Raw genomic sequence first — 20,451 nt, 5'->3', positions numbered from 1 at the left:
GCCCACCGTGAGGGAGGACACGCGACGATCAGGTCACCTGATCGTCGCGGCCCGCCGCCGTGCCCGCCGCCGCGCCGCCTGTCAGGGTGGCCGCCGTGCAGCCCACCCGTACCACCGACCGCGCCGCCGGCAGCTGGGGCCTGACCCGAGCGGAGGCGCAGGCCCGGCTCCGCCGCGGGGAGGGCAACGCCGCGCCGCGAGCGTCCGGTCGCGGCTACGCGCGGATCCTGCGCACCAACGTCTTCAACACCTTCAACACGATCCTGTTCACCATCGGCGCTGCGCTCCTGGCCCTCGGCCGCTACAGCGACGCGGTCACCAGCGTGGGCCTGGGCCTGGTCAACGCCGCCATCAGCGCCGTCCAGGAGATCCGCGCCAAGCGCAAGCTCGACCGCCTGCAGCTGCTCTCCCGCGGCCGGGTCACGGTGGTGCGCGACGGCCACGACGAGGAGGTGCTGCCGCACGAGGTGGTGCGCGGCGACGTGCTGCACCTGCGCCCCGGCGACCAGGTCGTCGTCGACGGGCCGCTGCTGGAGGGCGCAGTGGAGGCCGACGAGTCGCTGCTGACCGGCGAGTCCGACGCGCAGCCCAAGCGGCCCGGCGACGACCTGCTGTCGGGCAGCTTCGCCGCCGGCGGGGAGGGCTGGCAGCTGGCCCGCGACGTCGGGGGCGCCAGCTACGCCAGTCGGCTGACCGCCGACGTCCGCCGGGTGAGCACCGACGCCACCCCGCTGCAGCGGCGGATCGACTTCGTCGTCCGGCTGGTCATGGTGCTCGTCGGGCTGATGAGCGCCACCATCCTGCTGCAGGCCGCCCTCGAGGGGCTGTCGGTGGAGCGCGTGGTGCAGACCACCGCGGTGCTGTCGGGCCTGGTCCCCTACGGGCTGTTCTTCCTCGTCGCGCTCGCCTACACCGTCGGCGCCGCGGCCAGCGCCCGCGACGGCGCGCTGGTGCAGCAGGTCAACGCCGTGGAGTCCATCAGCAACGTCGACGTGGTGTGCACCGACAAGACCGGCACGCTGACCACCGGGCGGCTCACCCTCGCCGAGGTGGTGCCGGTCGGCCGGCTGCCGCGGGAGGCGGTGGAGCGGCTGGTCGGGACGGCGGCCCGCAGCACCGCCGCGGCCAACCTCACCTCCGCCGCGCTGGCCGCCGCGCTCCCGGGGACGGCGCTCCCGGTGCGCGAGGAGGTGCCGTTCTCCTCGGCGCTGCGGTGGAGCGCGGTGCGCACCGACGACGGCGTGCTGGTGCTCGGTGCGCCCGACTCCCTGGCACCGGCGACGCCCGGGGCGGACCTCACCGACGCCGTCGCCGCCCGCACCTCGCGGGGCCTGCGGGTGCTCGTCGCCGCCCGCCCGGCCGACCCCGCCGCCCCCCTGCGCGACGGCGACGGCCGGGCCCGGCTGCCCGCGCTCGAGCCGCTGGCGCTGGTGGTCCTGGCCGACGAGCTGCGCCCCGGCGTGCCCGAGACGGTGGCCCGCTTCGCCGCCGACGGGGTCGACCTCAAGGTGGTCTCCGGCGACGACCCGCGCACGGTCGCCGCGCTCGCCCGGCAGGCGGGCATGGACGCCGGCGACCCGGTCTCCGGCGCGGAGCTCGCCGCGCTGGACGACGCCGGGCTCGACGCGCTGGTCACCCGCACCGCCGTCTTCGGCCGGGTCGCGCCGGAGCAGAAGGAACGGCTGGTCGACGCGCTGCGCCGCCAGGGCCGCTACGTCGCGATGATCGGCGACGGCGTCAACGACGCGCGGGCGCTCAAGCGGGCGCAGGTCGGGGTGGCGATGCGCAGCGGCAGCGCGGTCACCCGGGACGTGGCCGACATCGTGCTCACCGACGACGCGATCGGCGCACTGCTGCCCGCCCAGCACGAGGGCCGCCGGATCATCACCGGCATCGGCACCTCGATGCAGGTGTTCCTCGCCCGGGTGGGCACCCAGGGGCTGGTGATCGTCGCGGTCACCATGCTCGGCCTGGGGTTCCCCTACTCCCCCGCGCAGGTCGGGCTGACGCTGCTCACCGTCGGCGTCCCGACGCTGTTCCTCACCACCTGGGCGCGGCCGGAGCGGCCCGACCCGCACCTGCTCACCTCGCTGTGGCGCTTCGTCGTCCCGGCGATGGTGGTCACCGCGGCGGCCGGGGTCGGGGTGTACGCCACGCTCTACACGGCGCTCATCGACGCCGTGGGCACGGCGCGCACGCCCGAGCAGGTGGTGGCCGACTTCGAGCGCTACACCGGCGTCTCCTCCTCCGACGTCGGGTTCGCCGAGGCCGCCGCGACGATCGGCGCGCAGACCGGCCTGTCGACCTTCGTGTCCTACGCCGCGTTCCTGCTCATCCTGTTCCTGCGCCCGCCGAACCGGTTCTTCGCCTCCTGGACTCCCCCCGACGGCGACCGGCGGCCGGCGCTGCTGGTGGCCGGCCTGGTGGTGGCGTTCACCGGGCTGCTGTTCGTGCCCGTGCTCACCGACTACTTCGGGCTCACCGACGCCGCCGACCCCGTGTTCGCCACGGTGCTGCCGGCGCTGCTGCTCTGGTTCGCCGTGCTGAGCGCGGTCTACCGGTTCCGCCTGCTCGAGCGGGCCCTGGGCCTGACCCCCGCGGGCTGAGGCTCAGCCGCCGATGCGGCCCAGGACGTCGTCGAGGGTGAGCCGCCGGGCCGCCTCGCGGTCGACGACGAGGACGTCGTCGGGACCCTCCGACCCGGCCGCCTCGGCGCGCGCCTGCTGCAGGCGGGCCCACCGGGCCGCGTGCCGGCGCATGGCGCCGGCCGAGATGGCCCGGCCGCGCTCGCGCTGGCCGGCCGCGGCCTCCTCGGGCGTGGTCTCCAGCAGCACCAGCCGCACCGCCCGCCCGGCCCGGTGCGCGGCCCGCAGCACGACGGCGCGCCAGGCGGTGCTCGTCCAGGGGTCGGTGAGGACGACGACCGGGGCGGGGCCGGCCAGCGCCCGCAGCACGGCCACGCGGTGCACCGCGTGCACCAGCGGGCGCAGCAGCCGGTAGGGGACGCCGGCGCCGGCCAGCCGCTCGGCGACGTGCTCGGAGTCCACGCCGGTCACGCCCGGCACGTCGCGGTCGAGCACCTGCCGCAGCAGGGTCGTCTTGCCGCTGCCGGGCAGCCCGCCGACCACCACGAGCGCGGGGCCGCCGGTCGCGGCACCGGGCGCGCCGGGCGCCGGGTCCCCACCGGTCGACAGGGTCATCTCCCACCTCCACCTGGCCCGCCGGGGGGCCGGCCCGGAGGGTGCCGGTGCCCGGCCGGGTCCGTCGACAGGTCAACGCACGGAACCCGCCGGACGTGCCCGCCGGACGGCGTTCGCGCAGGTCAGGCTAGCCTTCCTTGGCTGGCGGGCCCTCCGCGGGCGTGCCAGCCTGGGTCCATGACCTCTCTCCAGGACATGCCCCAGGTGCAGGACTGCGCGGTGAGCAGCTGTTCCTACAACGCCGAGCACCAGTGCCACGCGGGGGCGATCACCGTCGGGGGCGACCACGCCCACTGCGGCACCTTCGTGGAGATCAGCTTCCGCGGCGGTCTCGGCCGCAGCGGGATGGTCGGCGCCTGCCACCGTTCCGACTGCGTGCACAACGACAAGCTCGAGTGCACCGCCCCGGGGATCAGCGTCGGGCCCGAGGCCGACGCCGCGGACTGCCTGACCTACTCGGCCCGCTAGTCCCCTCCCCCGCGTCCGGGGCCACGGCCCCGGACGCGACCCCGGACGCCGTCGGTCAGGACGCCGCGGGTCAGGACGCCGCGGGTCAGGACGCCGCGGGTCAGGACGCCAGCAGGTCGGCGCCCAGCGGCTCGTGGACGAGCCCGCCGGACGGGTCGGCGCGCAGCGCGCCGTCGGCCACGGCGAGCGCGGCCACCGGGTCGGCGTCGTCGACGAGGACGGCGCGCCCGGCGGTGGCCACCGGCCGCAGGGCGGCGAGCAGCCGGCGCCGCTCGGGGGCGGGCAGGCCGTCGGTGAAGCGGTCGACGAGCACGATGGTCGCGCCCTGCGCGGCGACGGCCTCGATCGCCTCGAGCCGGTCGCGCACGTCCGCACCGGCCCGGGCGGCGAGCCGGTGCACCCGCACCGACGCGTGCCCGGAGGCGCAGCGGCCGCTGTCGTCGTCCAGGGCGGTCATCACCCGGCTCCGGGCACCGTCGGGTCCCAGCAGCACGGTCACGTCGCCGACCGGCAGTCGCAGCCCCACGCAGACCTCCTCGGATCGTGGTGAGGCGAGGCTAACCTCAGGCGGACGGATCCGTCCACCCCCGGCCCGCACCGTGGACGGCACGACGGCGCCGCCCGCGGGTGCGGGCGGCGCCGTCAGCGGGTGCCGTCAGGAGGTCGCCGGGCGCGGGTCAGTCGTCGTCGCCCCAGTGCCCCCAGGGACCCCAGCCGCCGCGCGGGCCGCCGTCGGTGTCGGCGTCGGTGTCGGTGTCGGTGTCGTTGACCCGCTCGGTGATCCAGCCCTCGATGTCGGCCGCCCGCTCGTCGGCCTGCTCCTGGGTGAGCCGGCCGTCGGCCACGGCCTCGTCGAGGTGCTCGCGGGCGGCGGCGGTCAGGGCGGCGACGAGGTCCTCGACGGCCACGCCCTGGTCGGCGGCCACGCTGGCCAGACTGGCGCCGTCGGCCTCCAGCGCGGTGCGGAGGTCGTCCTCGCTCAGCCCCAGGGTCTCCGCCGCGACGGAGAGGTCGAAGCCGCGGAACCAGCCGTGCCCGCCGTGCCCGCCCAGGCCGGCGTCGCTGAGCGTGGTGGCCACCTCGTCGGCCTGCTCCTGGCTGATCGAGCCGTCGTCGACGAGGCCGGAGAGCGCGTCGCGGATGCGGTCCTCGGCGGTGGTGGCCTCGGTCGTGCCGGTCTCCTCCTCGTCGGCCATCGCGGGGACGGCGAGCCCGAGGCCGGTCAGCGCGAGCACACCGGCGGTGGCGGCGAGGACGATCTTCTTGCGCACGGGACACTCCTAGTCCGGCAGCCGGTCCCTCCGGCCGTTCGCCTCCCAGGGTCGACCCCCAACCTGTGACGCACCTGGGAACGCGCCGTGCCGCTGCTGTGACCCGCGGTCAGGTCCCCTCCCCTCGCCGCGGCACGGTGCCGTTTCCGTCCCGTGTCGACGTCGGGTTGGGGATAACGGTCGGAGGAGACGGTCAGCCGCCTCCCAGCCCGCGCGCAGGTGGCGCGCGGGTGGTGGATCGACCTTGGGGTCGTGGACCTCGACCAGCGCTCCCCCGCCGCAGGCACCGGCCGCGGACCCTCCGGCCGGCGACTGCCGCTCGGTGCCGGACTCGCCCTGGCCCTCGCCGTCGTGGCGGCGCTGACCCTCGTGCCGGAGGGGTCCGGGTGGGCGTGGGGCGCACCCGGGGCGGAGCTGCGCTGGTACCTGACCGGCCTCGCCTCCCCCGCCACGCTGCTGCAGCTGGTCGGCAACCTCCTGCTGCTCGCGGCACCGGCGGCCCTCGCCGTGCGGCTGTGGCCGGGGCTCGCCGCAGCCGGGCGACTGGCCGCGGTCGCGCTCGCGACCGGCGGCGCGATCGAGGGGCTGCAGCTCCTCCTGCCCCTGGGCCGGGTGGTCTCCCCCGTCGACGCCCTGCTCAACGCGGTCGGGGCGGTGCTGGTCGGGGCGATCGTCGCCGCGGCCGACCGCACCGGCTCAGGACCGGTGGGTGCACCCGGTACGGCGGCAGTAGACGGGGCGACGGTAGCGATGTATCGTTAGCGTCATCCGATACGACACAGGAGGTCCTGAGATGTTCTCCCACCCCTTCCCCGGAGGCCGGCAGCCCGGCCCGCGCCGCGGCTTCCGCGGCCCCCACCACCACCCGCACGAGGGCGGTCCCGGCGGCTTCGGCCCCGGCCCCGGCTTCGGCCCGGGCGGTCCCGGCTTCGGTCCCGGCGGTCCCGAGTTCGGCCCGGGCGGCCGCGGCTTCGGCCCCGGCGGGCGCGGTCTCGGCCCCGGTGGCCGGCGCCACGGCCGTGGCCGGGCTCCCCGCGGCGACGTCCGCACCGCCGTCCTGCTGCTGCTCGCCGAGCAGCCGATGCACGGCTACCAGCTCATGCAGGCCATCGCCGAGCGCAGCGGCGGCCGCTGGACGCCCAGCCCCGGCGCGGTCTACCCGACGATCAGCGCGCTGGAGGACGAGGGCCTGGCCACCGTCACCGCCGAGGCCGGCCGCAAGCTGGTCACGCTGACCGAGGCCGGCCGGCAGCACGTCGAGGAGCGCCGCGACACCTGGGCCGACCCGTTCGGCGGCACCGCCGACGGCGCGGCCGGCCCCGACCTGCGCGGCCTGCTCGAGCAGGTGCACGGCGCGGTGCGCCAGGTCTCGCGCACCGGGTCGGAGGCGCAGCTGACCGCCGCGGCCGCCGTCCTCGCCGAGGCCCGGCGGGCGCTGTACCTGCTGCTCGCCGAGGGCCCCGACGCCGGGACCCCCGGCCAGACCGGGACTCCCGGCCAGGCCGGGACGCCGGCGACGTGAGCGGCACCGGGGGCCGGTCCGGGAGCCGAGGCGCCCGGACCGGCCCCCGCTACTCGAAGCGGACCGGCTGACCGGTGGCCTCGAGCACCGACATCCACAGGTCGCCCAGCGGGTCGACGTGGTTGCGGCGGCTGACCGCCAGCCCCATCGGGATGTGCACGAAGCGCCGCCGCCGGCGGGCCACGATCACCTCGGTGCGCCCGGCCATCGCCGCGTGCACCGCGGCGTGCGCCAGGCGCAGGCAGTACGCGCTGTCGTAGGGGTTGGCCGGCACGCTGCGGATGGCGTAGCTCGGGTCGAAGTAGCGCACGTTGTTCTCCACCCCACGCGCGTCGAGGTGCTCGATGATCCGCTTGCGCAGCAGCCGGCCGATGTCGCCGAAGCGGACGTTGCCCGAGGCGTCGCGGCCGGGCTCCTCGCCCTCCACGTGCTCCTGCCCCGCGCCCTCGGCGACGACCACCACGGCGTGCCCGCGCTCCTGCACCCGCTGGCGCAGGTGCTCGAGGAACCCGCGCTCGCCGTCGAGGGCGAAGGGCACCTCGGGGATGAGCACGTAGTCGGCGTCGTCCTTGGCCAGCGTGGAGTAGCAGGCGATGAACCCCGAGTGCCGGCCCATGAGCTTGACCAGGCCGATGCCGCCGGGCGCCGAGCGGGCCTCGACGCTGGCCGCGTGGATCGACTTGGTCGCCTCCGACATCGCCGTCTGGAAGCCGAAGCTCTGGTCGATGTAGGGGATGTCGTTGTCGATGGTCTTCGGGATGCCGATCACGGCCACCTTCAGGCCGCGCTCCTCAACCACCCGCACGACGTCCATCGCGCCGCGGATGGTGCCGTCCCCGCCGATGACGAACAGGATGTTGATGTTGAGGCGCTCGAGGGCGTCCACGATCGCCTCGGGGTCCTGCTTGCCCCGGGAGGTGCCGAGGATGGTGCCGCCCTCGTCGTCGATGTGCATGACGACCTCGGGGGTCAGGTCGAGCACGTCCTCGCCGAACTCCGGGATGAACCCCCGGTAGCCGTTGCGGAAGCCGACGATCCGCCGGACGCCGTAGTGCCGGGACAGTTCCAGCACCAGCCCGCGGATGACGTCGTTGAGGCCGGGGCACAGCCCGCCGCAGGTGACGATGCCGACCCGGGTCTTGGCCGGGTCGAAGTAGATCTTCTTGCGCGGGCCGCCGGGCTCCAGGCTGGGCAGCTGCTCGAGCGGCACGCCGCGGGCGCCGGCCATCGACAGCGTGTCGTCGAAGAGGATGCGGTCCTCCTCGACGACGGAGTGCTGCGTCGTCTCCCGGGCGCCCAGCCGCGGGGCCAGCGGCGAGTCGATGCGGCACGGGCCCAGCGTGCGGACGGCGAGGTCCGCGGAGTCGACCATGGGGAGGACGCTCCCACACGGACCCAGTCGTCATGACGACTGGGTCCGTGTCGGCGCGTCAGATCGGGAACTCCACGCCCTGCGCCAGCGGCAGCTCGCCGGAGTAGTTGATGGTGTTGGTGGCCCGCCGCATGTAGGCCTTCCACGCGTCGGACCCCGACTCGCGGCCGCCGCCGGTGTGCTTCTCCCCGCCGAAGGCCCCGCCGATCTCCGCCCCGGAGGTGCCGATGTTGACGTTGGCGATGCCGCAGTCGGAGCCGTCGGCGGCCAGGAACCGCTCCGCCTCGGCCTGGTCGGAGGTGAAGATGCTCGACGACAGCCCCTGCGGGACGTCGTTGTTGAGCGCCACCGCCTCCTCCAGCGTGCGGTAGGGCAGCACGTAGAGGATCGGGGCGAACGTCTCCTGGCGGACCACGTCGGTCTGCCCGGGCATCCGCACCAGCGCCGGCTCGGCGTAGTAGGCGTCCGGCGCCTCGTCGGCCAGCCGCCGCCCGCCGCCGGCGACGACCTCGCCGCCCTGCTGCCGGGCAGCCTCGAGCGCGTCCTGCATCGCCTTGAACGCGGCGTCGTGCACCAGCGGGCCGACCAGCGTCCCGGGCGCGATCGGCGAGCCGATCGGCAGGGCACGGTAGGCCGCGGCCACCCGCTCGACGAGCGCGTCGACGACGTCGACGTGCGCGATGACCCGCCGCATCGTGGTGCAGCGCTGCCCGGCGGTGCCGGCGGCGGAGAAGACGATGCCCCGGGTGGCCAGGTCGAGGTCGGCCGAGGGGGTGACGATCGCGGCGTTGTTGCCACCGAGCTCGAGCAGCGAGCGGCCGAAGCGGTCGGCGACCCGCGGGCCGACGACCCGGCCCATCCGGGTGGACCCGGTGGCCGACAGCAGCGCCACCCCGGGCGCGTCCACCAGCGCCTCGCCGACGTCGGCGCCGCCGAGCACGACCTGGCTGAGCCCGGCCGGGGCGCCGGTCTCGGCGATCGCCCGGTCCAGCAGCGCCGCGGCGGCCAGCGCCGACAGCGGCGCGAGCTCCGAGGGCTTCCACACCACCGGGTCGCCGCAGACCAGCGCCACGGCGGTGTTCCACGACCAGACGGCCATCGGGAAGTTGAAGGCGCTGATGACGCCGACGACGCCGAGCGGGTGCCAGGTCTCCATGAGCCGGTGGCCGGGGCGCTCGGAGCTGATGGTGCGCCCGTAGAGCTGGCGGGACAGGCCGACGGCGAACTCGCAGATGTCGACCATCTCCTGCACCTCGCCGGCCGCCTCGGAGGTGATCTTGCCGACCTCCAGGCTGACCAGGGTGGCGAGGTCGGCCTTGTGCTCGCGCAGCAGCTCGCCGAGGCGGCGCACGAGCTGGCCGCGCACCGGCGCCGGCGTCGTCCGCCAGGCGCGGAACGCCTCGCCGGCGCGGGCGACGGCCGTCTCGACGTCGCCGGCGGTGTCCCAGCGGACCGAGGCCAGCGGGGTCCCGGTGAGCGGGGAGGTCACCGGGTGGTCGCCGGCGACGGCGTCGAGGTCGACGCCGCAGCGTCCGGCGGCCTCGCGGGCGAGGGTCCGGAGCTCCTCGGCGGTGGGCAGGCTGGTCACGTTCTGCGAACTCCTCTGTCGGTCACACGATGTTCAGTTCCGGGCGGGCGCCCGCGGTGGCGAACCGCCGGACGTCGAGCCCGGCGACGTCGACCAGCGTCTCGCGCCCCAGGTACAGGTCGCGCACCACCTCCCCCACGGCCGGGCCCATGAGGAACCCGTGCCCGGAGAAGCCGGTGGCGTAGAGCAGCCCCTCCACCTCGGCGGACCGGCCGATGAGCGCGTTGTGGTCCGGCGTCATCTCGTAGAGGCCGGCCCAGCCGCTGGCGATGCCCACCGACGCCAGCGCGGGCGCCCGCCGCTCCACCGCGGCGCCCAGCCGCGGCAGCCACGCCTCGGAGCGGGTGAGCCGGAAGCCGGGCGTCTCGTCGGGGTCGGACATGCCCATGAGCACGCCGGCGCCCTCGCGGTGGAAGTAGAAGGAGGTGGCGAAGTCGATGGTGAAGGGGGTGTGCGGGTCGAGGCCGGGCACCGGCTCGCTGACCAGGATCTGCCGGCGCAGCGGCTCCACCGGCAGGTCGATGCCGGCGAGGCGGCCCACCTCCGCCGACCACGGCCCCGCGGCGACGACGACGGCGTCGGTCTGCACCCGCCCGGCCCGGGTGCGCACGCCGGTGACCTGGCCCTCGGCGACGTCGACCCCGGTGACGGCGCAGTGCGGCACCAGCGTGGCGCCGGCGCGGCGGGCCGCGGCGGCGTAGCCGAGGACGACCGACTCCGGCGTGCAGTGGCCGTCGGTGGGCGACCAGGCGGCGGCGAGCAGCCCGTCGCCGTCGACCAGCGGGGACAGTCGCCGCGCCTCGGCGACGTCGACCATCCGGCTGGGCACGCCGAGGTCGTTCTGCAGCGCGACGGCGGCGGTGAAGTCCGCGACCTCCGCGGGCGTGGACAGCAGGAACAGGTAGCCGACCTGGGCGAAGTCGACGTCCTGGCCGAAGCGGGCCGGGAAGTCGCGGAAGGTCTCCAGGCTGCGGGCGCCGAGGGTGACGTTGACGGGGTCGGAGAACATCGCCCGCACCCCGCCGGCGGCCCGGCAGGTGGAGCCCGAGCCGAAGGAGTCGCGCTCGAGCAGGACGACGTCGCGCACGCCGGCGTGGGCGAGCTCGTACGCCGTCGCCAGGCCCACCACGCCCCCGCCGATCACGACGACCGACGCCGAGGACGGCAGCTGCGGGCTCATGGGTCTCCTCCGGACGCGGGACGGGAGCCCCATCCTGCGGTGCGGGCGGCCCGCCGCACCAGGCCCCGGGAGCGTGGCGTGCCGTCGCGGGCCGGCGTGCTCCGCGTGCCCGCACCGCGGTCGGCCGCCGCCCCCGGCGACCGCACGTGCACACCGCGCGGACGCCGTGGGCAGGGTTTGGTCGGATCCTGACCATGACGACGATGGCCCTGGCCGACGTCAAGGCACACCTGTCCCGTCTGGTCGCCCGGGTGAGCGGACAGCACGAGCGGGTGTACGTGACCGTGCACGGCAAGCCGTCCGCCGTGCTGGTGGCCACGGAGGACCTCGAGTCGCTCGAGGAGACGATCGAGATCCTCGCCGATGCCGACGCGATGCGGCGCCTGCACGCCTCCGAGGACGAGCTGGCGCGCGGCGAGGTCGAGTCCCGCGAGGAGTTGGACGCGGCGATGCGCCGCCACCACCCGCGCCGTCCGTGACGGACGACCGCCCATAAACCCTGGCCGTCACGCCGACCGCCCGCCGTCAGCTCACCGAGCACCTGCCGGAGGCCGTCGCCACCGCGACGTACGAGTTCGTCACCGGACCACTGCTCGACGCCCCTCACCGCGTCGGCAACCGGCTCCGGCCGCCACTCGCGGACAGGGACAGCGCCCGCCGCGGCACCTACCGGGTCGTGCACCGGATCGACGACGGGAGCCGGACGGTGACCGTGGTCGACGTCGCCCACCGCCGGGACGCCTACCGCCCGGGGCGGTGACCGCGGGCGCGGCCGGCCCGGCCCGCTAGGGGCAGCCGGTGGGGTCGTTCGGCTTCTCGGACGCCACCGTGCCGATGCCACCTCCTGGAGCCGCCCCGGACACCAGCGCCCCGGACGGCACGAACATCTGGGCGAAGGTGCTGGAGAAGGCCCCGAAGCAGGCGGCGGGCTCGGTGGGTGCGGCGGACGCGGCGCCGGCGGTGGCGACCGACGCCGCGGCGAACGACAGGACGAGTGCGGGCAGAGCGAGGCGCTTCACGGGTCCTCCCCCGGGACGGGTCGCCGGTGACGGCACGCACCGGCGTACCGGTGTGGGTACCGCCGCGTGCGGGGCACCGACAGGGGCGCCCGGCTCTTGCGCCGCGGGCCGGGCGTCACCCGCCGAACGCGGCGACGACCTCGGCGGCGGTGCAGCGGTGGGACAGCAGGCTGTAGTCCAGCGCGGCGAGCGACCGGCGGGCGGCCTCCTCGTCGACCACCCCGCAGGCGTCGTCGACCACCACGGGCAGGAACCCGAGGTCGGCGGCGTGCCGGGCGGTGGGCTCGATGCCGATCTCCAGCACCGCGCCGACCAGGACCAGCGTGTTCACCCCGCGGTCGCGCAGCACGGCCTCCAGCGGCGTGCCCACCAGCGCCGACATGCCCAGCTTGTCGAACACCGGCTCGCCGTCGGCCGGTGCCAGGTCGCCGGTGATCTGCGTGTGCTCGGCGTCGGGCGGGAAGGCGGCGGTGACGGCGTCGGCGCGGTCCCGCCGCTGCCAGGCCATCGCGGTGCGCAGCGCCGCCACCCCCATGTGCGAGGGCGGCAGCGACACGTGCCGCACGTACAGGACCGGCGCGCCGGCCCCGCGCGCGGCGCGCAGGACGTCCGCGATCCGGCCGGTCAGCGCCTCGCGGTCGCGGACGTGGGCCAGGATGCCCACCTGCGCGTCGTAGACGAGCACCGCGCTGGCCGCCGGCCGGCACATCTCCGCGACGGTCTCGGGGACGTCCACGCCGAAGGCCCGCTGCACGCGCCGAGCGTGCCAGGCCCCGCCCTCGGCTACCAGGGGGCGCCGCCCGGTGGTAGGCACGGGCGACGGCCCCGGCGCGGCGGCCGACCCGAGGAGGCGACGTGCAGGCAGTGGTCTACGAGCGCACCGGCGGACCGGAGGTGCTCACCGTCCGGGACGTGCCCGACCCCGAGCCCCGCGACGGCGAGGTGCTGGTCGACGTCGAGGCGGTGGGCGTCAACTTCCGCGACGTCTACGAGCGCGAGGGCCGCCCGCCCTACACCGCCTCCCCGCCGGCGGTGGTGGGCGCCGAGGGCGCCGGCCGCGTCGTCGGCACCGGGGAGCGGGTGGCCTGGCTCAACGTGCCCGGCAGCTACGCCGGGCGGGTGGCCGCCCGGCGCGGCGCGCTCGTCCCGGTGCCCGACGGGGTGAGCGCGGAGCTGGCCGCCGCGGTGATGCTGCAGGGCTGCACCGCCCACTACCTGGCCGCGGACTCCCACCCGGTGGCCGACGGCGACTGGGTGGTCGTGCACAGCGCCGCCGGTGGCGTCGGGCTGCTGCTCACCCAACTGGTGCGGCAGCGCGGCGGGCACGTGCTGGCCACGACGTCGACCGAGGAGAAGGCGGAGCTGGCCCGCGGCGCCGGCGCCGACGAGGTCGTCGTGGGCTACGACGGGTTCGCCGAGCGGGTGCGCGAGCTCTCCGGCGGGGAGGGCGCCGCGGCGGTGTACGACGGCGTGGGCCGCAGCACCTTCGCCGCGGGGCTGCGGGCGCTGCGGCCCACCGGGCGGATGATCCTCTACGGGGCCTCCAGCGGGCAGCCCGAGCCGCTGGAGCTGCAGCAGCTGGCCGCGCACGGCTCGGTCTACGTGCAGCGCCCCACGCTGGCCACCTACACCCGCACGCCGGAGCTGCTGCGGGCGCTGGCCGGCGCGGTGCTCGACCTGGTCGCCGCCGGCCGCCTCGACGTGCGCATCGGCGCGCGCCTGCCGCTGGCCGAGGCCCGGCGGGCGCACGAGGAGCTGGAGGGCCGCCGGACGACGGGCAAGGTGCTGCTGCTGCCCGGCGGGGACGGGGCCGCGTGAGCGTGCTCGCCCGGCTGGGGGGCCTGCTGGCCGACGCGGCGCTGGGCCTGCCGCTGCGCGCGGTGCGCTACACCGTCGAGCGCGACGTCGCCGTCCCGGTGCCCGACGGCGTGACGCTGCTCGGCGACCACTACCGGCCCGCCGGCGCGGCCGGCCCGCTGCCGGTCGTCCTCATCCGGCTCCCCTACGGCCGCGCCGGGCTGGTCGCGCACGCCTTCGCCGCCCCCTACGCCCGGCGCGGCTTCCAGGTGTTCGTGCAGTCCACCCGCGGCACGTTCGGCTCCGGCGGGCACTTCCGGCCGTTCAGCACCGAGCACGAGGACGGCCTGGCCACCCTCGCCTGGGTGCGCGCCCAGCCGTGGTGCGACCGGCGGGTGGCGATGACTGGCGGCAGCTACTTCGGCCACACCCAGTGGGCGGTGGCGCCCTACGCCGACCCGCCGCTGGTGGCGGTCTCGCCGCACATCACCGGCGCGCGGATCACCACCGCCTTCTACGACCACGGCGCCCCGGCACTGGAGAACGCGCTGCGCTGGTCGGTGGCCATCGGCCGCCAGGAGGCCGGCGGGCTGCCCGGGCCGCTCAGCCCGCGGCTGCGGGCGCGGGTGCACCGGGCGCTGCGGCTGCTGCCGCTGCAGGCCGCCGACACCGCCGCCGTCGGGGCACCCGTGCCGTTCTGGCGCGACTTCACCGGCCACGCCGCGCCCGGCGACCCGTTCTGGGACGGCGTCGACCACGACGACGCCGACCTGACCGGCTTCCCCCCGACCAACATGGTGACCGGCTGGTGGGACCTGTTCGCCGCCGCCCAGCTCACCGACCACGCCCGCCTGCGCGCCGCCGGGGTCCCCGCCCGGATCACCGTCGGCCCGTGGCTGCACGGCGACCCCGGGGAGCTGAAGGAGATCGTCCGCAGCGACGTGCGCTGGCTGCGCCACCACCTGGACGGCGGCCCGGCGCCCACCGGCGCGCCGGTGCGGCTGTACCTGCAGCAGGCCGGCACGTGGCTGGAGTCGGAGACCTGGCCGCCACCGGGCAGCTCGCCCGTGGCGCACCACCTGCGGGCCGACGGCGGCCTCACCGAGCAGCCGGAGACCGGCGACGCCCCGCCCCGGCGGTTCACCTACGACCCCGCCGACCCCACGCCCACCGTGGGCGGCCCGCTGCTGGAGCGGCCCGGCCGGCAGGCCGACAACGCCGCGGTCGAGGCCCGCGACGACGTCCTGGTGTCCACCGGGCCGGTGCTCCCCCGCGACCTCGACGTCGTCGGGCACGTGCGCGCGCGGGTGTTCGTGCGCACCGACCTCGAGCACGCCGACCTGTTCGTGCGGCTCTGCGACGTCGACCCGGCAGGGGTCTCGCGCAACGTCGTCGACGGGATCCGGCGGCTGCACCCGCGCACCGTGCCGGCCGCCGACGTCGTCGTGGGCGAGGACGGCGTGCTGGCCGTCGACGTCGAGCTGTTCCCCACCGCCTACCGCTTCCGGGCCGGGCACCGGCTGCGCGTGCAGGTGTCGGGCGGGGCGTTCCCGCGCTTCGCCCGCAACCTGGGCACCGGGGAGCCCTTCGCGTCGGCCACCACCGGCCGGCCCTGCCGGTTCGAGGTGTTCGCCGACGCCGCGCACCCCTCCTGCGTGGAGCTGCCGGTCCTGCGCTGAGCGCCGGCGGACGCAGGACGGCGCCCCCTCCCCGGAGGGAGGGGGCGCCGCTGGTGCGGTGCTGGAGCGGCCCGCGTGCAGGGCCGGCCCGGCTCCCTGCTGCTACTCGCCGCCGGCCAGGTCGGCCGCCAGCTCGCCCTCGAACGCCTCCTGCACGACCTCGGCGCCGCCGGGGACGTCGGCCGGCCGCAGGATGATGCTCTGCGTGCTGGGCGACACCCCGGTCTCGAACCCGTTGATCGGCACGAGGAGGCCGCCGGTGTCGACGTCGGACAGCTCGCCGAACGCGGCGAGCACGCCCTCGCGGGTCAGGTCGCCCTCCTCGCAGGCGGAGTCGAGCACCTGCTTCATCACGTCACCCATGGCGTAGCCGAAGACCGCGCCGAGGCTCGGCGTGGTGTTCGGGTAGGCCGCCTGGTACTCCTGCAGCAGCTCGGGCTGGGAGTCCCACGAGGTGATCGGCGAGGACACGTACAGGTGGTCCTTGAGCCACTGCGCCGACGGGCCCTGCAGCAGGCCCGGCGCGAACACCGGGTTGCTGCCCAGGATCGGGACGTCGAGGCCCTGGGCCTGCGCCACCGCGGCCGCCGAGGCGGTCTGCGCGGGGGCGACGGTCAGCACGATCGCGTCCACGCCCTCGGAGGCGAACTGGGTGATCTGGGCGGACATGTCCTGGTCGGCGGACTTGATCTGCGCCGGGACGACGGTCAGGTTCCGGGCCTCGGCCACGGCCTCGCTGCCGGCCAGGCCGTTCTCGCCGTACTCACCCTCGAAGTAGATGTGCCCGACGGTGTCGCCGTCCTGCAGCAGGCCCTGGTCGAACAGGTACTGGTAGCCGTTGGCCAGCTCCACGTCGTAGGTGGCGCCCAGCACGCCGGTGCCCGGGATCTCGGTGAGCGTGCGCGCCCAGGCCGACGGGAAGTTGACGATCGAGTCGCTCTCGTACTCCGGGGCGAGTGCGGTGTTGATCGGCGAGCCGATCGTCTGCTGCATCGCCAGGATGTTGGGCTCCATGCCGGAGTAGAGCTGCACGCCGGTCTGCGGCACGTAGTTGGTGTCCTGGACGTCGAGCTCGACGTCGTAGGTGTCGCAGACCTGGTTGTCCTGCCAGTACAGCGTGTTGCCGTTGGTGATGTCGGTGCCGAGCGCGGCGAACACACCGGTCAGGTCGGTGAGCACGCCGAGCCGGATGGTGGTGCCCTCGATGCCGACGTCGGTGGTGACCTCCCCCTCGCCGCCTCCGCCGCCACCGCCGCCACCGCCGCCACCGCTCTCCGGTGCCTTGGTGCTGCAGCCGCTGACCGCCACGACGGCGGCAGCGGCCAGGACGGTGGCCCCCCGTAGACGCTTCCCTGCTGTCATCTGGTGCTGCTCCCTTGCGCTGGTGGATCGGACGGGTCGGTGACGGTGGTGCTCGACGCCGAGGCCGGTGCGGCGCTCGGGGATCCGCGGCCGGGGGCGCGGGCGGACCGGCGGCCTCGGCTGCGGAAGCGGTTGGCGAACCCGGCCAGGCCGCCGGGCTCGAAGAGGACGACGATGATGATCGCCAGCCCGAAGAGGTAGCGGGCCGCGATGCCGGCGTTGATGCCGCCCTCGCCGGGGGCGCTGACCAGCGGCAGCACGTCGGCGAACTGCTGGAAGACCAGCGGCAGCGCGGTGACGAAGGCCGCGCCCAGGGCGGCGCCGGCCACCGAGCCGAGCCCGCCGAGCACGATCATCGCCAGGTAGAGGATCGACACGGTGAGGCCGAAGGACTCCGGCGCGATGCTGCCGATCGACAGCGCGTACATCACGCCCGACAGGCCCGCGTACATGGAGCTGACCAGGAACACCCGCGCCTTGTAGGCCTGCACGTTGACGCCCATGACCGAGGCGGCCACCTCGCTGTCGCGCAGCGTCTGCAGCGCCCGGCCGGGCCGGCTGCGCAGCAGGTTGCGGGCGAAGAGGTAGGCGGCCAGGGCCAGGACGATGCCCAGGTACCACAGCCGCTCGGCCTCGCGGAACGGGACGCCGAGGACGAACAGCTGCGGGTCGTCGTTGCCGAAGCTGAACCCGAACAGCGAGAACTCCGGCACCGAGCGGCCGTTGAAGCCGCCGGTCACCGGCGTCCAGGTGTTGAGCACGTGCACGCCGATGAACACCAGGCCCAGCGAGGCGACGCCGAGGTAGATGCCGCGCAGCCGCGCCGCGATCGGGCTGAACACCAGCCCGGCCAGGCCCGCGAGCAGCACCCCGACGACCATGCCGACGATCGGCGGCAGCTCCAGGCCGCGCAGCGCCGCCCGGGTGCCCAGGCCGCCGGACTCCCCGGAGATGAAGGTGTAGCTGACCGCGCCGACGGCGAGGAAGAAGGCGTGCGCCAGCGACAGCTGCCCGGTGGTGCCCACCAGCAGGTTCAGCCCGATGGCGCCGACGATCGCGCCGGCGACGGCGAAGCCGGTGCGCAGCCAGAACTCCTCCACGTACAGCGGCAGGGCCAGCAGCACGACGAGGAAGGCGAGCAGCAGCAGCGGCGTGAGCAGCCGGGCCGGCGACCGGCGCGGCGCGGAGCCGGCCGGGGCCGCCGGCGCGCGGCCGGCGCCGGCCGGGGCGGAGAGGGTGTCAGACACGTGTCAGCTCCTTGGTCCCGAACAGGCCGGAGGGGCGGACGAGCAGCACGATGATCATCACGACGTAGGGGGCGACCTCGCCGAAGCCGCGGCCGAGGAAGGACAGCTGCTCCTGGTACCCGGCGGCGAGTGCCTCGGTGATGCCGATGAGCAGCCCGCCCACCAGCGCGCCGCCGGTGGAGTCCAGGCCACCGAGGATGGCGGCCGGGAAGGCGCGCAGCGCCACCGTGTAGGCGGCCGCGCTCACGCCCGGGGTGGGCGCGCCGACGAGGAACAGCGCGGCGACGGCGGCCAGCACGCCGGCGACCACCCAGGCCAGCGCCGAGACGCGGCCCTGGCGGATGCCCATGAGCGCCGCGGCCTCGCCGTCCTCGGCCGAGGCGCGCATCGCCACGCCCCAGCTGGAGTACTTGAACGCGACGAAGAACGCGATGATCAGGACCCCGGCGACGCCCATGGCGATGAGCCGGTTCTCGCTGATGCCCACGCCGCCGATGCGCACCGAGTCGCCGCCCCACGGGTGCGGGACGTTGAGGATGTCCGGGCCGATCTGCCGGATGAGCTCGGTGAGCAGGATGATGTCGACGCCGATGGTGACGATGGCCAGGCTGATCACCGGGGCGCCGCGCAGCCGGTTGATGATGAACCGCTCGACCAGGAACGCCGCCACGGCGGTGACCAGGACGCCGACCAGCACCGCCGGGAAGAACCCGAGGGTGTCCGACAGCCGGGCGATCGTGTAGGCGCCGAGCAGCAGCAGCGAGCCGTGGGTGAAGCTCACCACCTCGCTGGCCTTGAAGATGATCACGAAGCCCAGGGCGATGAGCGCGTAGATGGCGCCCAGCGAGATGCCGTTGAGCAGCAGGGACAGGAACTGGGTCACGGCCGGCTCCCCGGGACGTCGGTGGCGTGGTCAGCGGTGCCGTGCTCGGTCGTGCCGTGTGCTGTCGCGCCGTGCGCGGTGGCGCCGTGCCCTGCGGTGCCGTGCTCCGTCGGGTCGTGCTGTGTCGCGCCGTGCTGTGTCCCGCCGTGCGCGGCGGCGGCCGCCTCGGCCGGGTCGACGTCGGTGCCCGAGCCCAGGTAGGCGCGGATGACCTCGGGGTCGGACTGGACCTGCGCCGGGGTGCCGTCGGCGATGCGGCGGCCGAAGTCCAGGACGGTGACCCGGTCGGCCAGCGACATGACCATCCCCATGTCGTGCTCGACGAGGATGATCGAGATCCCCAGCGCCGAGCGGATCTCCCGGATCGCGTCGGCCATCCGCACGGTCTCCTGCGCGTTCATGCCGGCCACCGGCTCGTCGAGCAGCAGCAGCCGCGGCTCGATGCACAGCGCGCGGGCCACCTCGACGCGCTTCTGGTCGCCGTAGGACAGCACGCCGACCGGGGTGTGCAGCTTGGGCCCCAGGTCGAGGAACTCGGCGATCTCGCGGATGCGCTCGCCGTGCACCCTCCCCTCGCGGGTGGCGCGCGGCAGCCGCAGCCCGGAGGAGAGGAAGCCGGCCTTGGTGAGGTGGTGGCGGCCGAGCATCAGGTTCTCGGCGACGGTCTGCGCGCCCGAGAGCGCGATGTTCTGGAAGGCGCGGGCCACACCGACGCCGGCGATCTGGAACGGCCGCATGGTGCTGAGGCGGGCGTCGCCGAAGCGGACCTCGCCCTCGGTGGCCTTGTAGACGCCGGAGAGGACGTTGAACAGCGTCGACTTGCCGGCGCCGTTGGGCCCGATGACGGCGTGGATGCTGCCCGGCTGAACGGTGAACGAGACGTCGCTGAGCGCCTTGATGGCGCCGAAGGCGACGCTGACGTGCTCGACCTCGACCGGGGGGACGTCGCTGCGGGTCTCGGCCGCGGGCGCGCTCACGCCGACCACCGCGACAGGCTGCGCAGCGGCGCGCGGTCGGTGCGCTGCTCGGGGGCGTCCCCGGTGTGGCCGAGGTAGAGCCGCTGCACCTCGTCGGTCTGCGCGAGCTCGCGCGCGTTGCCCGACAGCGACACCTTGCCGACGTCGAGGACGTAGGCGCGGTCCGCGACGCCGAGGGCCATGGTGGCGTTCTGCTCGACCAGCAGCACCGCGGTGCCCTGCCGGTTGATCTCGGCGACCACCTCGCCGATCTGGCCGATGACCCGCGGCGCCAGGCCCAGGGAGGGCTCGTCGAGCAGCAGCAGCCGCGGGCTGGCCATCAGCGCGCGGCCGATGGCCAGCATCTGCTGCTCCCCGCCCGACAGCAGCCCGGCGCGCTGGCCGGCCCGCTCGCGCAGCACCGGGAACAGGTCGTGCACCCGGGCGACGGCCTCGGCCTTGGCGGCGCGGTCGCGGTTGCCCATGCCCCCGGCGCGCAGGTTCTCCTCCACGGTGAGCCGGCCGAAGATCCGCCGCCCCTCCGGCACCTGGACGACGCCGGCGCGCACGATCTGGCCGGCGTCGCGGCGGGTGAGGTCGAGGTCGCCGAGGCGCACGGAGCCGGCGTCGACCCGGCCGCGGTGCAGCCGCAGGGTGCCGGAGATCGTGCGCAGCAGGGTGCTCTTGCCGGCGCCGTTGCTGCCGAGGACCGCGACGACCGCGCCGTCGGGCACCTCCATGGACACGCCCCGGACGGCCTCGACGGCGCCGCCGTAGGTGACCTGCAGCGAGTCGACGGTCAGCACGGGGCGACCGGAGGTGATGTGGAGCACATGCGGCGGAACGATAGGCCGCAGGTCAAGGCCTGTCGGGCTGCGACGGCACGACTGTGACCACTCGGTGATCC

Annotated in this window: 21 protein-coding genes; 8 read left to right on the top strand and 13 right to left on the bottom strand. The window is 75.6% G+C overall.

The features are described 5' to 3' along the window. Positions 1-95 precede the first annotated feature (95 nt). Positions 96-2,606, top strand: a complete 2,511-nt coding sequence (locus BLQ97_RS18570; protein WP_091367924.1) for an HAD-IC family P-type ATPase — start codon at positions 96-98, stop codon at positions 2,604-2,606. A gap of 3 nt (positions 2,607-2,609) precedes the next feature. Here the strand turns inward: BLQ97_RS18570 and BLQ97_RS18565 are convergent, their stop codons facing one another. Further along, positions 2,610-3,200 carry a P-loop nucleotide/nucleoside kinase family protein gene (locus BLQ97_RS18565; protein WP_091367539.1) on the bottom strand — a complete coding sequence of 197 codons (591 nt, stop codon included), beginning with the start codon at positions 3,198-3,200 and terminating at the stop codon, positions 2,610-2,612. 177 nt (positions 3,201-3,377) lie between these two features. Here BLQ97_RS18565 and BLQ97_RS18560 point away from each other — a divergent pair, with 177 nt between their 5' ends. Continuing rightward, positions 3,378-3,668: a DUF1540 domain-containing protein gene (locus BLQ97_RS18560; protein ID WP_091367537.1), complete on the top strand. Its 291-nt coding sequence runs from the start codon at positions 3,378-3,380 to the stop codon at positions 3,666-3,668. A 100-nt stretch (positions 3,669-3,768) separates the two neighbouring features. On the opposite strand, the gene BLQ97_RS18555 is transcribed toward BLQ97_RS18560, so the two are convergent. Then, positions 3,769-4,194 (bottom strand): hypothetical protein, encoded by a 426-nt coding sequence (locus tag BLQ97_RS18555; protein ID WP_091367535.1) that lies wholly within the window; start codon positions 4,192-4,194, stop codon positions 3,769-3,771. A gap of 151 nt (positions 4,195-4,345) precedes the next feature. Further along, positions 4,346-4,939 (bottom strand): hypothetical protein, encoded by a 594-nt coding sequence (locus tag BLQ97_RS18550; protein ID WP_091367533.1) that lies wholly within the window; start codon positions 4,937-4,939, stop codon positions 4,346-4,348. 252 nt (positions 4,940-5,191) lie between these two features. Between BLQ97_RS18550 and BLQ97_RS18545 the strand changes: the two genes are divergently transcribed. Together BLQ97_RS18545 and BLQ97_RS18540 are read left to right on the top strand one after the other, a co-directional pair. Then, on the top strand, positions 5,192-5,701 hold the full coding sequence (locus tag BLQ97_RS18545; RefSeq protein WP_245692438.1) for a VanZ family protein: 510 nt from the start codon (positions 5,192-5,194) through the stop codon (positions 5,699-5,701). A gap of 31 nt (positions 5,702-5,732) precedes the next feature. Then, positions 5,733-6,461 (top strand): PadR family transcriptional regulator, encoded by a 729-nt coding sequence (locus tag BLQ97_RS18540; protein ID WP_091367532.1) that lies wholly within the window; start codon positions 5,733-5,735, stop codon positions 6,459-6,461. A gap of 49 nt (positions 6,462-6,510) precedes the next feature. Here the strand turns inward: BLQ97_RS18540 and BLQ97_RS18535 are convergent, their stop codons facing one another. The 3 genes from BLQ97_RS18535 to BLQ97_RS18525 are packed head-to-tail and all read right to left on the bottom strand — an operon-like array spanning position 6,511 to position 10,601. Then, the gene (locus BLQ97_RS18535; RefSeq protein ID WP_091367529.1) at positions 6,511-7,833 is read right to left on the bottom strand and encodes an ATP-dependent 6-phosphofructokinase; all 1,323 of its coding nucleotides are present in this window, start codon (positions 7,831-7,833) and stop codon (positions 6,511-6,513) included. 58 nt (positions 7,834-7,891) lie between these two features. Then, positions 7,892-9,421, bottom strand: coding sequence for an L-piperidine-6-carboxylate dehydrogenase (gene amaB, locus BLQ97_RS18530; protein WP_091367527.1), 1,530 nt, complete (start codon positions 9,419-9,421; stop codon positions 7,892-7,894). 22 nt (positions 9,422-9,443) lie between these two features. Beyond that, positions 9,444-10,601, bottom strand: coding sequence for an NAD(P)/FAD-dependent oxidoreductase (locus tag BLQ97_RS18525; protein ID WP_175471815.1), 1,158 nt, complete (start codon positions 10,599-10,601; stop codon positions 9,444-9,446). Positions 10,602-10,795: 194 nt separating this feature from the next. Between BLQ97_RS18525 and BLQ97_RS18520 the strand changes: the two genes are divergently transcribed. Together BLQ97_RS18520 and BLQ97_RS18515 are read left to right on the top strand one after the other, a co-directional pair. After that, entirely contained in the window at positions 10,796-11,080 is a 285-nt protein-coding gene (locus BLQ97_RS18520; RefSeq protein WP_091367525.1) for a type II toxin-antitoxin system Phd/YefM family antitoxin, read from the top strand. Positions 11,081-11,100: 20 nt separating this feature from the next. Further along, complete coding sequence (locus BLQ97_RS18515) at positions 11,101-11,361, top strand: type II toxin-antitoxin system RelE/ParE family toxin (RefSeq protein ID WP_091367524.1); 261 nt, start codon at positions 11,101-11,103, stop codon at positions 11,359-11,361. 25 nt (positions 11,362-11,386) lie between these two features. Here the strand turns inward: BLQ97_RS18515 and BLQ97_RS18510 are convergent, their stop codons facing one another. Continuing rightward, positions 11,387-11,620 (bottom strand): hypothetical protein, encoded by a 234-nt coding sequence (locus BLQ97_RS18510; protein ID WP_091367522.1) that lies wholly within the window; start codon positions 11,618-11,620, stop codon positions 11,387-11,389. 115 nt (positions 11,621-11,735) lie between these two features. Next, on the bottom strand, positions 11,736-12,374 hold the full coding sequence (locus BLQ97_RS18505) for a cysteine hydrolase family protein (RefSeq protein WP_091367520.1): 639 nt from the start codon (positions 12,372-12,374) through the stop codon (positions 11,736-11,738). Between the two features lie 101 nt (positions 12,375-12,475). Here BLQ97_RS18505 and BLQ97_RS18500 point away from each other — a divergent pair, with 101 nt between their 5' ends. Both BLQ97_RS18500 and BLQ97_RS18495 read left to right on the top strand, forming a co-directional pair. Then, on the top strand, positions 12,476-13,438 hold the full coding sequence (locus tag BLQ97_RS18500) for a quinone oxidoreductase family protein (RefSeq protein WP_091367518.1): 963 nt from the start codon (positions 12,476-12,478) through the stop codon (positions 13,436-13,438). Then, positions 13,435-15,096, top strand: coding sequence for a CocE/NonD family hydrolase (locus BLQ97_RS18495; protein ID WP_217637262.1), 1,662 nt, complete (start codon positions 13,435-13,437; stop codon positions 15,094-15,096). The genes BLQ97_RS18500 and BLQ97_RS18495 overlap by 4 nt, the downstream gene beginning before the upstream one ends. Positions 15,097-15,198: 102 nt before the next feature. Here the strand turns inward: BLQ97_RS18495 and BLQ97_RS18490 are convergent, their stop codons facing one another. From BLQ97_RS18490 to BLQ97_RS18470, 5 genes are read right to left on the bottom strand one after another with little or no spacing between them, the layout of a single operon-like run. Further along, positions 15,199-16,458 carry an ABC transporter substrate-binding protein gene (locus tag BLQ97_RS18490; RefSeq protein WP_091367516.1) on the bottom strand — a complete coding sequence of 420 codons (1,260 nt, stop codon included), beginning with the start codon at positions 16,456-16,458 and terminating at the stop codon, positions 15,199-15,201. Continuing rightward, positions 16,455-17,705, bottom strand: a complete 1,251-nt coding sequence (locus BLQ97_RS18485) for a branched-chain amino acid ABC transporter permease (protein ID WP_091367514.1) — start codon at positions 17,703-17,705, stop codon at positions 16,455-16,457. Before BLQ97_RS18485 ends, BLQ97_RS18490 begins: the two co-directional genes overlap by 4 nt. After that, complete coding sequence (locus tag BLQ97_RS18480) at positions 17,698-18,588, bottom strand: branched-chain amino acid ABC transporter permease (protein ID WP_091367510.1); 891 nt, start codon at positions 18,586-18,588, stop codon at positions 17,698-17,700. Before BLQ97_RS18480 ends, BLQ97_RS18485 begins: the two co-directional genes overlap by 8 nt. After that, entirely contained in the window at positions 18,585-19,565 is a 981-nt protein-coding gene (locus BLQ97_RS18475) for an ABC transporter ATP-binding protein (RefSeq protein ID WP_091367915.1), read from the bottom strand. Before BLQ97_RS18475 ends, BLQ97_RS18480 begins: the two co-directional genes overlap by 4 nt. After that, positions 19,562-20,350, bottom strand: a complete 789-nt coding sequence (locus tag BLQ97_RS18470) for an ABC transporter ATP-binding protein (protein WP_091367916.1) — start codon at positions 20,348-20,350, stop codon at positions 19,562-19,564. The genes BLQ97_RS18475 and BLQ97_RS18470 overlap by 4 nt, the downstream gene beginning before the upstream one ends. Positions 20,351-20,451 lie beyond the last annotated feature (101 nt).

Origin of the sequence: Geodermatophilus telluris, from assembly GCF_900102745.1 — a bacterium.
Taxonomy (GTDB): domain Bacteria; phylum Actinomycetota; class Actinomycetes; order Mycobacteriales; family Geodermatophilaceae; genus Geodermatophilus; species Geodermatophilus telluris.
The sequence above is the reverse complement of the archived record's forward strand: the minus strand, read 5'-3'. Positions and strand labels throughout refer to the sequence as shown.

Excerpts from the sequence above, each read along its gene's own strand:
- BLQ97_RS18565 (WP_091367539.1), bottom strand. The coding sequence starts at position 3,200 with ATGACCCTGTCGACCGGTGGGGACCCGGCGCCCGGCGCGCCCGGTGCC.
- BLQ97_RS18560 (WP_091367537.1), top strand. The coding sequence starts at position 3,378 with ATGACCTCTCTCCAGGACATGCCCCAGGTGCAGGACTGCGCGGTGAGC.
- BLQ97_RS18540 (WP_091367532.1), top strand. The coding sequence starts at position 5,733 with ATGTTCTCCCACCCCTTCCCCGGAGGCCGGCAGCCCGGCCCGCGCCGC.
- BLQ97_RS18535 (WP_091367529.1), bottom strand. The coding sequence starts at position 7,833 with ATGGTCGACTCCGCGGACCTCGCCGTCCGCACGCTGGGCCCGTGCCGC.
- BLQ97_RS18525 (WP_175471815.1), bottom strand. The coding sequence starts at position 10,601 with ATGAGCCCGCAGCTGCCGTCCTCGGCGTCGGTCGTCGTGATCGGCGGG.
- BLQ97_RS18520 (WP_091367525.1), top strand. The coding sequence starts at position 10,796 with ATGACGACGATGGCCCTGGCCGACGTCAAGGCACACCTGTCCCGTCTG.
- BLQ97_RS18490 (WP_091367516.1), bottom strand. The coding sequence starts at position 16,458 with ATGACAGCAGGGAAGCGTCTACGGGGGGCCACCGTCCTGGCCGCTGCC.